At 54.9% G+C, this 14,535-nt stretch carries 10 protein-coding genes; 7 read left to right on the top strand and 3 right to left on the bottom strand.

What is annotated here, in order from left to right:
- Positions 1-24: 24 nt before the first annotated feature.
- Both A2V21_300725 and A2V21_300720 read left to right on the top strand, forming a co-directional pair.
- Complete coding sequence (locus A2V21_300725; GenBank protein OIJ72910.1) at positions 25-1,308, top strand: phosphopyruvate hydratase; 1,284 nt, start codon at positions 25-27, stop codon at positions 1,306-1,308.
- 155 nt (positions 1,309-1,463) lie between these two features.
- A complete protein-coding gene (locus A2V21_300720) occupies positions 1,464-2,792 on the top strand; it encodes a hypothetical protein (GenBank protein OIJ72909.1) in 1,329 nt (442 codons plus the stop codon).
- Between the two features lie 118 nt (positions 2,793-2,910).
- Here A2V21_300720 and A2V21_300715 read toward each other — a convergent pair whose 3' ends face one another.
- Positions 2,911-4,653, bottom strand: a complete 1,743-nt coding sequence (locus A2V21_300715) for a hypothetical protein (protein ID OIJ72908.1) — start codon at positions 4,651-4,653, stop codon at positions 2,911-2,913.
- 154 nt (positions 4,654-4,807) lie between these two features.
- Here A2V21_300715 and A2V21_300710 point away from each other — a divergent pair, with 154 nt between their 5' ends.
- The 4 genes from A2V21_300710 (at position 4,808) to A2V21_300695 (ending at position 8,102) form a co-directional block, all read left to right on the top strand.
- Positions 4,808-5,614: a glutamate racemase gene (locus tag A2V21_300710; GenBank protein OIJ72907.1), complete on the top strand. Its 807-nt coding sequence runs from the start codon at positions 4,808-4,810 to the stop codon at positions 5,612-5,614.
- Positions 5,615-5,617: 3 nt separating this feature from the next.
- On the top strand, positions 5,618-6,157 hold the full coding sequence (locus tag A2V21_300705; GenBank protein OIJ72906.1) for a hypothetical protein: 540 nt from the start codon (positions 5,618-5,620) through the stop codon (positions 6,155-6,157).
- Between the two features lie 19 nt (positions 6,158-6,176).
- Positions 6,177-7,616 (top strand): aspartate ammonia-lyase, encoded by a 1,440-nt coding sequence (locus tag A2V21_300700; GenBank protein ID OIJ72905.1) that lies wholly within the window; start codon positions 6,177-6,179, stop codon positions 7,614-7,616.
- Positions 7,617-7,715: 99 nt separating this feature from the next.
- On the top strand, positions 7,716-8,102 hold the full coding sequence (locus A2V21_300695) for a hypothetical protein (GenBank protein ID OIJ72904.1): 387 nt from the start codon (positions 7,716-7,718) through the stop codon (positions 8,100-8,102).
- 59 nt (positions 8,103-8,161) lie between these two features.
- Here the strand turns inward: A2V21_300695 and A2V21_300690 are convergent, their stop codons facing one another.
- Positions 8,162-8,806: a nicotinamidase gene (locus tag A2V21_300690; GenBank protein ID OIJ74988.1), complete on the bottom strand. Its 645-nt coding sequence runs from the start codon at positions 8,804-8,806 to the stop codon at positions 8,162-8,164.
- Positions 8,807-8,965: 159 nt separating this feature from the next.
- On the opposite strand from A2V21_300690, the gene A2V21_300685 reads away from it, so the two are divergent.
- Positions 8,966-11,614 (top strand): hypothetical protein, encoded by a 2,649-nt coding sequence (locus A2V21_300685; protein OIJ72903.1) that lies wholly within the window; start codon positions 8,966-8,968, stop codon positions 11,612-11,614.
- Between the two features lie 68 nt (positions 11,615-11,682).
- Here A2V21_300685 and A2V21_300680 read toward each other — a convergent pair whose 3' ends face one another.
- Positions 11,683-14,475 carry a hypothetical protein gene (locus A2V21_300680; protein OIJ72902.1) on the bottom strand — a complete coding sequence of 931 codons (2,793 nt, stop codon included), beginning with the start codon at positions 14,473-14,475 and terminating at the stop codon, positions 11,683-11,685.
- Positions 14,476-14,535: the final 60 nt, after the last annotated feature.

Raw genomic sequence — 14,535 nt, 5'->3', positions numbered from 1 at the left:
AACGGACCTTATTCAGGAGGGTGCATGACCAATATAGTTGACGTAATCGCCAGGGAGATACTCGATTCCCGCGGGAACCCCACCGTAGAGGTAGAGGTAACCGTCGACGGCGGGTACAAGGGACGGGCCGCGGTCCCGTCAGGGGCCTCCACCGGCAAGTTCGAGGCCATAGAGCTCCGGGACGGGGACAAGAAAAGGTACCTGGGCAAGGGCGTCCTTAAGGCCGTAAAGAACGTAAACGAGAAGATATCCAAGGAGATACTCGGCCTTGACGCAGCCGACCAGGTACTCATCGACAAGACTATGATAGCCCTCGACGGCACCGATAACAAGAAAAGGCTCGGGGCCAACGCCATACTGGGCGTTTCAATGGCAATAGCCAAGGCGGCCGCCGCGGCTTCGATGCTGCCACTTTACAGGTACATAGGCGGGGCCAACGCGAAGGTGCTTCCGGTCCCCATGATGAACATCATCAACGGCGGCGCGCACGCCAACAACAACCTCGACATACAGGAGTTCATGATCGTTCCAGCCGGCTTCACCTCTTTCAGCGAAGCGCTCCGGGCCGGCGTAGAGGTATTCCACAGCCTCAAGGGCATACTCAAGAAAAAGGGCCTTTCCACAGCCGTTGGCGACGAGGGCGGCTTCGCCCCGGAGCTTAAGAGCAGCCGGGAGGCGGTCGAAGTCATCCTTCAAGCCATTGAGTCGGCCGGATACAAGGCCGGCAAGGAAATAGCGCTCGCCCTGGACTGCGCCTCAAGCGAGCTCTCCAAGGGGGGCGGCTATACCCTTGAGGGGCAGGAGCTTTCCACAGACGAGATGGTAGAGTACCTCGAAGGGCTCGTGAAAGACTTCCCCATAATATCAATAGAGGACGGATTGGCAGAGGACGACTGGAAAGGCTGGGCTCTCCTTACAAAGCATCTCGGCTCGAAGGTGCAGCTCGTCGGTGACGACCTCTTTGTCACAAACGTAGTCCGCCTGAGCCGCGGCATCGACCAGGGTGTCGCCAACTCCATCCTCGTAAAGGTGAACCAGATAGGCACCCTTACCGAGACGCTCGAAGCGGTAGATATGGCGATGAGGGCCGGGTATACGGCGGTCATCTCCCACCGGAGCGGCGAGACGGAGGATGCGACCATCGCCGATATAAGCGTAGCTACAAACGCCGGGCAGATAAAGACCGGCTCGGCCTCAAGGACAGACAGGATCGCCAAGTACAACCAGCTTCTGAGGATCGAAGAGGAGCTCGGCACTACGGCGGTATTCCCGGGGATGGAAGCCTTCAAGGTAAAAAGGAAGTTCTGAGGCGCCCTGAAGGGGCCTTGGTCTTGTCCCCAAGCCCCTTATTTTTGCGCCTTGAAGTCCCGTTGTGATATAATCAAATATTCATAAAATAAGCGCAGACAGGCAATACTAAAGTCTGCTGGAAAAGCTTTTTCAACAACTAATCAGGGGGTTTTGTGTCGGCAGAAGGCCTTGTGTTCGAGGCTTTAATAATACTCATACTCATCATTATCAACGGTTTCTTCTCAAGCGCCGAGATCGCCATAATATCGGCAAAAAGGAGCATAATCGAAAAACTCGCGAAGGACGGCAACCTTTCGGCCTCCATCGTGAGCCAGATGAAGGAAAACCCGGACAGGTTCCTCGCAACCGTCCAGGTCGGCGTGACTGTAGTAAGCACCTGCGCCTCTGTCCTTGGCGGCGTCATTGCGTCAGAGCATATAAAGCCCCTCCTGCACTCGATCCCGTATATCCCGGAACAGTTGGCGGACCTCCTCGCCCTCGGCGCGATCGTAGCGATCATCTCATATGTAAGCCTTGTAATAGGCGAGCTTGTGCCAAAGCACCTGGCCTTGAGGTACGCCGAAAGGATAGCCTGCTTCTCGGCAAGGCCGGTGAACTACATATCCACCCTTACCGATATCTTCGTCAAATTCCTTACCAGGTCCACTTCTGCCGTGATGAAGGTCCTCGGCATCAAGGACACGGCCAAGCAGGTATTCATCTCCGAGGAGGAGATAAAATACTTCATCAGGGAAGGGCGCGCCACCGGCATATTCGAGGAGACAGAGGCCCAGCTCCTTCACGGGATATTCGAGTTCGCGGACAAGACCGTCAAAGAGGTAATGGTCCCCAAGCACAAGATAAGCGCCATAGAGATAGATACGCCACATGACGAGATGTTGAAGTTCATCTCGGAGGCGGGCTTCTCAAGGTACCCTGTCTTCCGGGACAGCACCGACAGGATAGTCGGAATACTCTTCAACAAGGACGTCTTCAGCGCCCTTGAGAAGGGGCGCGCCATAGAGATCAAAAGCATCCTGAGGACGCCATACTTCGTCCCCAACTCCATAATGATAAGCAAGCTCCTCCGCGAGCTTCAAAGACGCAAGCTCCACATGGCGGTAGTCGTCGACGAACACGGCGACCTCGACGGCCTCGTGACCATTGAGGACATCCTCGAAGAGATAGTCGGAGAGATAGAGGACGAGTACGACGTAGGGGCCGGCGGCCCCGTAGAGCGCTTGAGGGACGGCACCATGATAATCGACGCATCGGCCTCACTCGGCGACCTCTCCAACCTCGGCATCGAGATAGAGGAAGAGGCCGAAGAGTACAACACCCTTGCCGGGTTCATGCTCGCCAAGCTCCAGCGCATACCGAGGGGCGGCGAGTTCGTAGTACACAGGGACATGAGGCTCACCATCGTGGATGTAGAGCAGAACAGGATAATGAAGGTCAAGGTCGAACCGCTTGAGGCAGGCCAGAGGAAGGCAAAGGCCTGACAAGTCAGGCGTTGAGTCAGTAAAACCGGGCCGGTCAAAAGACCGGCCCGGTTTTTTATTCCTGAAAATTGTATTTAAACAAAGAGTGGTCATAACGCGCAAAAGCCTTTGACTATCCCTATCCTTCCCTCTTCAGCACCTTCAAAAGCTCCTTCAAGCTCTTCGTGTTCAATACGTCCTTCTTCTCAAGCCAGCCTCTGCGCGCGGTATGGACGCCGTAATTGATATTGTCGAGGTGGTGTATCGAGTGCGCGTCGGTAGATATCGCGACCATCACCCCTTTCTGCTTCGCGAGAAGGCAGTGGACGTCGTTCAGGTCAAGCCTGTCCGGGTAAGCGTTAAGCTCAAGCGAGACATCATGTTTTTTAGCCTCGTCCATGACCTTTTCCATGTCCAGCTGATATGGCTCTCTCTCGCCTATGAGCCTGCCGGTCGGGTGGCCGAGTATATTGACAAGGCCGGTGCGTATAGCCTTTATGACCCTCGCCGTCATCTCATCAAGGCCCATGCCAAAGCTCGAATGGACGGAGGCTACCACGCAGTCGAGCTTCTTTAAAACGCTTTCCGGGTGGTCGAGCGTCCCGTCGGCCCTTATATCTACCTCGGTCCCCTTCAATACCATGAACTTCTTCCTCTGCCTTTTAAGCCTGTCGTTGAACTCATCTACCGCCCTTATCTGCGCGTTCAGGCGCGCCTCGTCAAGGCCCCTCGCTATGCCTACCGCCTTTGAATGGTCTGTTACAGCCATGTACTCGTAGCCCATCTTCATGGCCGCTTCCGCCATCTCTTCAAGCGTGTATTTGCCGTCGCTCTCCTTCGTATGGACGTGGAGGTCGCCTTTTATGTCCGTTGACTTAAGCTGCATAGGCATCCACCCATGCTCCGCCGCCTCTATCTCTCCCCTGTTCTCACGCAGCTCCGGCGGTATCCAGGGGAGCCCTACAGCCTTATAGACCTCCTCCTCGTCCTTACCAGCTACCCAGACCTCTCCCCTTTCCTTAAAGACCCCGTACTCGCTGATCTTAAGCCCCATCCTCTTGGCCCTGTCCCTTAAGGCGACGTTATGGGCCTTTGAGCCGGTAAAATACTGCAGGGCCGCCCCAAAAGACCTCTTGTCAAGCACCCTGATATCGACCTGCAACCCTGAGGCAAGCACAACTGTCGACTTCGTATCGCCCTTTGAAAGCACCTCCCTCACCTCCGGGTGCTTGACGAAATGGTCCATTACCGCCTTTGGGTCTTTGCAGGTGGTGAGTATGTCGAGGTCGCCTACGGTCTCCTTCCATCTCCGGAAGCTCCCTGAAGGAGCTATGTCGATTATCCCCGTCAGCTCCTTCATATATCGCGTAAAGGTCTCGGCGTAGGGCACTACGGTAGAGAGTTTGAACTTCGCGGAGCGCGCCTTAAGGTCCTTTATGCCCTTGAGTATCTTCCCCTCAGAGACCTTGCCAAAGCCGGGCAGGTCCCGTATCCGCTCTCCTTCAGCCGCCTTCTGAAGCTCCTCGATCGTCTTTATCCCAAGCTCTTTATAAAGTAACGCCGCCTTCTTCGGCCCTACCCCTGATACCTTTATCATGTCGAGCATCCCTGGGGGCAGCTCGACGAGAAGCTCCTGATGGTGCTTGCACTTGCCGGTGACAAGAAGCTCGATTATCTTTGAGCGCGTGCTCTCGCCTATGCCGGGGATGCCCTTTAGCCCTTCCTCGCCATTTTCGGCGAATAAGGTCTTAAGCCCCTCCGGAAGCCCTTCTACGGCCAACCCTGCGTTCCTGTACGAGCGTATCCTGAAGAGGTCGGCGCCCTTTATATCAAGGAGGTCCGCTATCTCGTAGAAGACCTTCGCTATCTCGCTATTCTCCAAAAAAGCCCCCTCCCCGCTTTCTTTTAAAATGTCACCGCATATTATATAATATACAACGTTTTTTAGTGGAACGTCCAAAGAGCCCAAATAGGAATTGACAGAGGGGCGCGCTTTACCTAAACTTAACATGACGATAGGAAGGTCGCAGGCGTAGATGAACAACAAACCAATAGGGGTATTTGACTCCGGGATCGGCGGGCTCACAGTCCTTAAAGAGATAACGGGGCTCCTGCCTGCCGAAAGCACTATATATCTCGGGGACACGGCGAGGGTCCCATACGGCAGCAAGTCTGCCGAGACCATAGAACGCTACTCGTTCGAGATAGCCGCCTTCCTCATGAAGCGCGGCATAAAGATGCTCGTTGCCGCCTGCAATACGGCATCGGCCTTTGCCGTGCCCAGGCTGGCGCGCGAGCTTCAAATACCCGTTATCGGCGTCATCGAGCCTGGGGCTGCCGCGGCTGTTGCCGCCACACGCGCCGGGAGGATCGGCGTAATAGGCACTGAAGGGACTATAAAGAGCAGCGCCTATTGCACGGCGATAAAGGCGGCAAGCCCGGGGGTTTCTACCTTTGTAAAGGCCTGCCCCCTTTTCGTGCCGCTCGTTGAAGAGGGCTGGGCTGACGACGAGGTGACATTGATGGTCGCGGGCCGTTACCTTGCCGGGCTCAAGGAGTCCGGCATTGACACCCTTGTCCTCGGGTGCACCCATTACCCGCTCCTCAAGAGGACTATCGCCTCTGTCATGGGCTCATCCGTTACCCTCATCGACTCGGCCGCTTCGGCCGCCGCCGAGGTAAAAAAGACCCTTGAGGCCGCCGGGCTCCTGAACGGCGGCAAAGGCTCAGCTTCACACAAATTTTTCGTAACAGACTCTCCGGAGCGTTTCATGACAGTCGGAAGGAGGTTTTTCGGCGACAAGCTCGACGAAGCGGAGCTTGCTGTTCTTACCGAAAGCTGAAGAATGGCTAAAAGGAAAAAAAGCAAAAAAGGGATATGGACGATATTAGCCATAGCCGCCGCTACAGTCATCATCGGGATAATAATACTCGTCTGGCTTGCCGGAAGGCCCACTCCCAAAGAGACAAAGATCGTAGCCATCTATTTCAGCGACAACGAAGGGCTTTACCTCAAGCCTGAAAAGAGGAGCATAGATAAAGGGGCTCTTTCAGTTGAGGCCAGGGCCGCGATAGAGGAGCTATTGGAAGGGCCTGAGAACACCTCGCTCGGCAATACGTTGCCAGACGGCACCAGGCTTTTATCGGTCACGGTGGAAGGACAGACCGCGACGGTAGACTTAAGCAAGGAAGTCATACAGAACCACCCCGGCGGCTCTTCCGCCGAGATACTCACCATCTACTCGATAGTCAACACACTGTCGCTCAACTTCCCGGAGATAAAGGACGTCCAGGTCCTTGTAGAGGGGCAGAAAAGGGATACCATCGCCGGCCATATAGATGTTACCCAGCCGTTGGCGCCTGACAAGAAGATAATCAAGAGCTAAGATCAGGGGGGAATTCGAGATGCCCGTTCACAAAGGCTTCAGGCTTGAGAGGGACTCCCTTGGCGAAAAAGAAGTCCCTGCCGCCGCCTACTACGGCATTCAGACGCTCCGCGCCTTTGAAAACTTCCGGGTAAGCGCTCTTACCGCAAAGCCCGCCTTTATAAAAGCGACCGCCATGGTTAAGCTCGCGGCCTGCAACGCCAATGCAAGCCTCGGCCTACTCGACAAAAAACGGGGCAGCGCGATAGCAAGGGCCGCTAGCGAGATAATCGACGGCTCTCTCCACGACCAGTTCATCGTCGACGTCTTCCAGGCCGGTGCCGGCACCTCTCATAACATGAACGCCAACGAGGTCATAGCCAACAGGGCTATAGAGCTTCTTGGCGGGCGCAAGGGCAGCTACAGCGTCGTCCACCCCAACGACCACGTGAACATGAGCCAGTCGACCAACGACACCATGCCGACCGCCCTGCGGATAGCCGCCCTCTCATCATCGGTTGGGCTGATTTCGGCCTTGAAAGGGCTTGCCTCAGCGCTCAAGGCAAAGTCCAGGGAGTTCTCAAGCGTAATAAAATCAGGGCGGACGCACCTGCAGGACGCCGTTCCGATGACGCTGGGGCAGGAGTTCGGCTCATGGGCCGCGGCTGTAGGTAGCTCAACAGACCGGATAAAGAGGGCAAGCGAAGGGCTAAAGAGGACCAGCCTCGGCTCTACCGCCATTGGGACCGGCATCAACACGCACCCTCTTTATCGGGAAAAGGCCCTTGAGGCCCTTAAAAAAGCGAGCGGCATAAAAGACCTCAGACGCCCCGAAGACCCTTTCGAGGCTTTAAACAGCTCTACAGACTTCTCATCCTTTTCAGGGGCGTTGAGGGACGCAGCCCTCGACCTGATAAGGATAGCCAATGACATACGCCTGCTATCTTCAGGCCCAATGACCGGTTTGGCCGAGATATCCCTTCCTCCTGTCCAGCCCGGCTCATCCATAATGCCGGGCAAGGTGAACCCGGTTATGGCAGAGATGCTTGACATGGTCTCTTTTCAGGTGATCGGGGCCGACGCCACCGTAGCCCTTGCCGCGCAGGCGGGGCAGCTTGAGCTTAACGTCATGCTCCCGGTAATAAACTATAATCTCCTCCATTCGATAGAGATACTCACGAACGCGGTCACTGCCTTTACCGACAGATGCGTAACAGGGATAAGGGCAGACGCGACAAGGTGCGAACGGAACTTCGAGAGCTCAGAGGGGCTCGCTACCGTATTGAATAGCTTCATAGGCTACGAGAAGGCCGCCGAGGTCGCGAAGGAATCGCTCCGCACAGGCAAGACCATCAAGGAGATAGTCACAGGCAGGGGTATTTTGACAGAGGCCGAATGGAATAGACTTCTCGACCCTGCTCAGATAACCAGACCTCTTGACCTTAAAAAATTTAAAAAACAGCGAAGACCCGGGCGTTAACGCGCCGGTGTTTTAGTGTCCCATTCTTCTTTCCTCCCCTTTTCTGGCATACTTTAAACAGGACCCAATCCGCACTCTCGCAAGGAAAGGAGGAAGGCCATGCTATTCAAGCTTGCGCGCACCAAGGACCTTTTGAAGGATATCTCCGGGACGATAAAGTCGAGCGCTACGGCAAAGACAGCCTATGGAGACCCCGTGAGGACATCAAGGAAGACGATAATACCGGTAGCGAAGATAGCTTACGGTTTCGGGGGCGGCAACGGGACAGAAAAAAGCGGCGAAAAAGGACACAAGAAGGCCGGGGTTGAAGAAGGCGGAGGGGGCGGTGTCATGGTAAGACCAGTTGGAGTGATAGAGGTGACCGATAGAAAGACCAGATACATACCGATAGGCTTCAAAAGAAGGCTCCTCTGGTTTTTAGCGGCCGGCTTCTTTACCGGATGGGCGTACTCTCGCAGGCACCACGCCGCTCACGGCCATCGATAAAAAAACTATCCCCCTCTTTCGAGGGGGATAGTTACGCATCTGACGATCCATCAGGCGGCTTATCCAGCCTTCTTTTTTCTCCTTGCAGAGCTCTCCTCACCGGCTGATTCTTTTTCCGGCAACTCTATAGTGTCTATGGTCGCCGTTTTGCCACCCTTTCTCTTTACCTCATCTATAGCCCTGGCAGAGTCGCCCGGCGTAAGGTCCACACCCTTTACAGCATCAAGAAGAACCGTTACCTTAAACCCTTCTTCCAGTCCGTCAAGGGCGCTCTGCTTCACGCAATAATCTGTAGCAAGCCCTCCGACATATAGCTCAGTGACATTTTCGCGCCTGAGCGCGTCTAGGAGCCGTCTTCCACTGTCATCATGGCCGGAAAAGGCGGAATAGCTGTCCTCATCCGGATTGTCGCCCTTTGTTATGATGGCATTGTACCCGGTAACGTCAAGGTCCGGGTGAAACTCCGCTCCCTTTGTGCCCTGAACGCAATGAGGCGGCCAGACCCCGCCATATTTCTTGAAGTGTACCGTAACCGGCGGATGCCAGTCGCGTGTGAGGTATACGGGAAGGCCAGCCGAGCGAAAAAGCGAGATATACTCGTTTACCACAGGCACTATCTTATCGCCTTCAGATACAGCAAGCGCACCTGAAGGACAGAAGTCGTTTTGCAAATCAGCTATGAGAAGCGCCCTTTTCCCTGCCATCTTGATGTTATCCATACATAAAGGCTATCGGTTATTTTAAGGGGTGTCAAGCAAGGGAACTATTCGACTTTTAAAGCTTTTTACCATTTGCCGGTTGCAAAAACGGCTATTTTGTTTTATGCTTTCCCTTTGGTCAGAACCTTTCCAAGGAGGCATTTGATGGTCCGCAACAGAATAACGGTAGCCGTAATATCGTTCATATGCCTGCTCTTCGCCGGAGCCGCCTTTGCAGAGCCTGCCAAGGTATACAAGACGACGCTCGACAACGGGCTCACGGTGATAATTGAAGAAGAACGTTCGGCCCCGGTCGTATCGGTCCAGATGTGGGTCAAGGTTGGTGGGGCGGATGAGCCAGAAAAACTGGCCGGCATCTCGCACGTATTCGAGCACATGCTCTTCAAGGGGACAGAGACCAAACAGGTCGGCCAGATAGCGAGCATGATAGAGTCGGTCGGCGGTGATATCAACGCCTACACGACATTCGACAACACTGTCTTCCACCTGACCGTGCCGAGCCGCTACTTCTCAACAGGGCTTGACGTCATAAGCGACGCCGTGCAGCATTCATCCCTCGACCCTCAAGAATTAAAGAAAGAGCTTGAGGTCGTCCTCGAAGAGATAAGGATGAACGAGGACAACCCGGGGAGGAAGCTCTTCAAATCAGTCCTCAGGAACTCGTACCAGGTCCACCCATACGGAAGGCCCGTCATCGGGTACGTTGACACGGTAAAGGGCTTCACGCGCAAAGATATGATCGGCTTCTTCAAAACATGGTATGTCCCCAACAACATGGTGCTGGTGATAGTCGGGGACGTGGACCACGATGACGCCCTCAAGGCCGTAAAAGAGTCGTTCAAGTCGTTCAGGAAAAAGCCCTTGCCTGAACGTACGAGGCCCGCGGAGCCGCGGCAGAAAGAGCTCAAGAGCGCTCAGTTCGCCATGCAGGTCCAGGACGCCCAGCTTGGCATGGGCTTTCACATACCTTCAGCCAGGGACGAGGACACTTACGCCATAGACGTCCTCCAGATGATACTTTCAGGCGGCGAGACCTCAAGGCTCTACAAGAAACTCAAGCTTGAGGACGAACTCGTCGACAGCATCTCCGGCTATGCCATGTCGCTTAAGAACCCCGGCATCTTTTTCATAACGGCGGTGCTCTCGCCAGGCAACGTCGAAAAGGCCATAACCGGGTCGCTTGACGTGGTGGCAAGGCTCGGGCTTGAGGGGCCTGACTACCAGGAGCTTCACAGGGCCAAGTTCAACCTCGAAAGCGACTTCGTCTATTCGAGGGAGACCATGGACGGGCTGGCCGGGAAGCTCGGCTACTTCGAGGCGAACCTCGGGGACTTCGATTACGAGAAGAAGTACATCGAGGGCATAAGGAAGGTTACAGCCGAGGACGTAAAAAGGATGGTCGAGAGATACTTCCGTCCCAATAACCTGACGGTCTCTGTACTTCTTCCGAAAGCGAGTGAAGGCGCCGTTACGCGAGAGCTGGTATCGGCCGCTGTCAGGGCCTCGGCGGAGAAGAAGGCCGAGTCGGCTGAGGCGCAAAAGGCCGAGCGGACGACAAAATTCAAGTTCGATAACGGCATAACGCTCATCATCAAGGAGGTACACGCCAACCCGACGGTCGCCTTCTATGCGGCCTTCCCAGGCGGGCTCAGGTTTGAAGATGCCGGCAAGAACGGCATAGGCGGCTTTACCGCGAGCATGCTCACAAGAGGGACGGTCAAGAGGACGCGTGAAGAGCTTTCAAGGGAGATGGAAGAGATAGCCGGGGGCGTAAGCGGCTTCTCCGGATGGAACTCTACAGGCGTATCAGGAAAGTTCCTCTCGACCTTCTTCGACAGGGGGATAGCCATGCTCTCTGACGTGCTGGCAAACCCGACCTTCCCGGAGAGCGAAATAGCCAAGCTCCGGACAGACACCCTCGCCGCGATACAGCGGCAGGAAGACAACCTGCCCTCTTACACATTCAAGCTCCTTTACAGGAAGCTCTATGAGAGGCACCCATACGGCATGCCGGCGATCGGCACGAAGGAGTCGATAAATTCCCTTACGAGAGAGGACCTCTTAAAACACCACCAGGACTTCTTCGCCCCTGAGCGCATGGTGCTGACGATCGTCGGCGACATAGAGACCGGGAAGGCTTACGAGAAGGCGAAGGCCATGCTGGGCGGCATAAAAAAAGATGGCGCCCCTTTGACCCTTCCCCCTGAGGAGGCGCCCAAGACGGCAATTGAAAAGACAGGTGCCGTAAAGGAGAAGGAGCAGACCCATATGGGCATAGCCTTCCTCGGCACGAGGATAGGTAATGAGGACAGCTATCCTTTAAGGGTCATGACGGAAGTCCTCTCCGGACAGGGCGGCAGGCTCTTCATAGAGCTTCGGGACAAGAAGTCTCTGGCCTACACAGTAAGCGCCTTCTCCAAGGAGGGCGTTGACCGCGGCCTCATAGGTGCCTACATAGCCTCAGCCCCTGACAAAAAGGAAGAGGCATTAAATGGCATTCTGGAAGAATTGAAGAGGATAAGCACCGAACCGGTTGCCGCAGAAGAGCTGAACAGGGCAAAGAGGTCTATCATAGGCGGCTATGAGATAGGCCTCCAGGAGGTCTCAAGCCAGGCCGCTGACATGGCCAATAACGAGCTCTACGGCCTTGGGTACGGCTTCTATAAGGAATTCCCACAAAAGATCGAGGCCGTAACGGCCGATGACGTATTGAGGGTCGCCAAAAAATACCTTGATCTGAACGCCTATGTGATCTCGGTCGTGGGCCCTAACGGGGTAGCTGCTGAAAAATAGAGAGCAGGCATGAAAAAAAGAAAGAGGCCGGCAAATCCTGCCGGCCTCTTTCTTTTAACAGATGAATTTTACTTCGACGTATTATCCGTTTTTCTCTTCCGGCCTGTAACAAGGGCGAATACGCAGAAGCCGAAGGCAGCGGCAAAGGCCGCTGTGCCAGCCATGAAGCTTGCGGGCCTATATTTAAATACCACCTCGCTGCCGCCTTCTCTTACCGGAACGCCCCTTACCAATCCGTTGACCCTCAGGACCTTCTCCTTCTTCCCGTTCACATACGCCTGCCAGCCAGGATAATGGAGGTCGGTCAAAACGAGGAGGCCGTCGGCGTCTGTAGTCACCTCGACTGTCAAGCTATTTGCCTTGTAATCCTTTATTACCGCTGTATATCTGCCTTTAGCCCCCAGGCCTATCCCAGGCTCTTCTTCAAGTACAGCCTTTCCATGGAGGTCAAAGCCGTCGCCCGTGGCAATCTCCTGGGCCTTCTCGAAGGAGTCCGCAAGCTCGTAATCGAATGCTACGTAAGCCCTCGGAAGGACGTCGGGGACCTCGTATACCCTCGCCTCCTTTTGATAGACCAGAGGTATAGAGCTCATGTCATATGGCTCAAATGAAAATACGCTCTCGTGTATCCCGTAGCCGGGGTCCCATGGCAGGACAAGGTACTTAAGGCCCAGAAGGGAGTAGTTCCGCAGGCGCTTCATCACGTCCTCTTCCACAGGGCGCAACCAGAAGTCGTAAACCTTGTCTTCGCCGCCCTCTGAAGGCCTGGCCCTGCACCTCTCCGGGCGTCCGGTGAACCAGAGCCCTGAAGAAGGCCCCTCTTCTATAGTATCCACGTGGAGGTAGTTCTTCCTGTACCACTGGTATGTGCCTGGAAGGATGGAATTTACGTACCTTATGTCTTTTATGCCAAGGGCGCTTGAGAAGTTGGGAAAAAGGAGCCCGTACCCGCCGGCGACCCTGTGTTCTCCGAGGTTATCCCGAAGGAACTCTACATAAGGGGCCTCTTTGAACGGGTCTTCCCTTTGCGGAAACCCCTTGGGAGAGAACGCGTCGAGGCCAAAAGAGGCTGCCAGGAAGACGGCCACGGCTACGGCAGCCTCCTTTTTCATCTCCCAGTAATAGAAGACGACCGCCACAAAACCGATAGTAAAAGGTATGAGCTTGTAGAAGAGGAACCGTTCGTCATAGCCCCTTGGCACAGCCCACCAGAGGTCGAGCACGACCAGGGCAAAAAGCCCCGATAAGGCCCTGGCCTTGCCCATCATGTTCATGGATGCCATCAGGAACGCTACGCAAAGGAGAAAGATCGTGAGGACAGACCCCAAGAACATCGAAGGGAAGACAAACGGCAGCATGGCTGTATTGAAATAAAAGCCTTTATCAACGGTCATCCTTATTACAGGCAGAAAGGATAAAACAAAATAGAATGACAGGATCGAAAGAAAGGCTACGGTCGGAGCCATGTGCGGCCGCCTCATGAAATACCTGCCGAGCCGCCCAAAGCTGGCCCCATCAAGGCCTTCTTGAGCCTCATCCTTCCTGGAGCAGAGCAGTTCAATCGCTATAGCGCCAGCCGCCGCGAAAGAAAATGCCCACGCCGGGGCCGCCCACCTTAGGGTCCAAACCTGGTCGAATACGGGTATATAGCCTATCCAGCGGAACGGCGGCAGCCCCATGTTCTTGAGTATTATGGCGAAGCCGAAGGCCGCGAAGAAATAGAGTGGCGACCTGTTCCTGAAAGAGGGCCTTGAAGCCGCATAGAGGACGCCTGAGAGGATGATGAAAATGAGGACTATGCCGGTATATCCGCCGAGTATGTCCCACACCCCGTTTATAGGGAGGAACCTGAAGTAAGAGTCCTTGAGCTTTACGAGAAGCCCTACCCCGTTTATCATCTCCGGGTCTGTGGGGAACTCCGCCAGCGTCGGCGTCAGGTAGACGAATACCGATTCCCAGTGCTGGAGTATCTGTATCCCCATCTCGCCGCCTATCGGGTGGATGTGAAAGCCGGATTTGACCAGCTCGAGGAACGGGAGTATCAAAGGCATGGCTATGAAAAGCCCGACCAGATACGAGAAGGCGTACTTCGCGATAAAGCCTGTGAAGCATCTATCCCTCCACGCGTTCCCTGCCCTCACGATATAATAGAGGAAAGAGAGTAAAGAGACATAGAGAGCGACTTCAGGCTGTCCGGCGAGTAACATGAAGCCTATCGAGAGGCCGAAGGCCGCGATGGCCGGGAGCGCTATCTTAAAGCCGCGCCGTGCCCTGGCGAGCAGCTCTGTAGACCACATCACCACAGGGGCCATCATGGCGACGTTCATCAACTGTTCAAGGTTGATAAACCATACGAAGGTGCCCTGGAGCATGTAGAAGGCGCCTCCGGCAAGCGCGGCCATGAAAGTAAGTCCCAGGAGGTCAAGGAAAAGATAGGTAAAGAAGGCCGAGAAGAGGAGCCTGCCGAGCAGATAAAAGTCCCACGTCCACACGGGGCTTATGTCCTCGAGTATCTGGTACGGAAAGAATACCCTTGTGGAGAACTGCGCGGCAAGAGGCGTGCCAGCGCCCTGATAGGGGTTCCAGAGCGGCAGCTCGCCACGTTTATAAAGGTCGCCCGTGAGCTTGTTTATCGGGAACTCGTAATAGGCCGGTGTGGCTATGTCTATGTTGAACGAGTTTACGGGGGTGCGTTTCATCTCCTTGTAAGTGCCTCCCTCAACAACGCCGTGCGGCTGGTACAGGGACGGCAATAGGCTTTTCACGCCGAATATCACGGGGGAATAGAAAAGGATTATAAGAAGGGCGTATGCGGCAACAGCTTTAATGTGGCGTCTGCCCCGCGGTCCGGACTGTATCACGCTGCTCCCTTAAAGGCTTTTTATGCACGTGAGCTTAACATAAATGCGGCACGGATGCCA

The sequence above is a fragment of the Deltaproteobacteria bacterium GWC2_55_46 genome (genome assembly GCA_001595385.3).
Taxonomy (GTDB): Bacteria; Desulfobacterota; GWC2-55-46; order GWC2-55-46; family GWC2-55-46; genus UBA5799.
The sequence above is the reverse complement of the archived record's forward strand: the minus strand, read 5'-3'. Positions and strand labels throughout refer to the sequence as shown.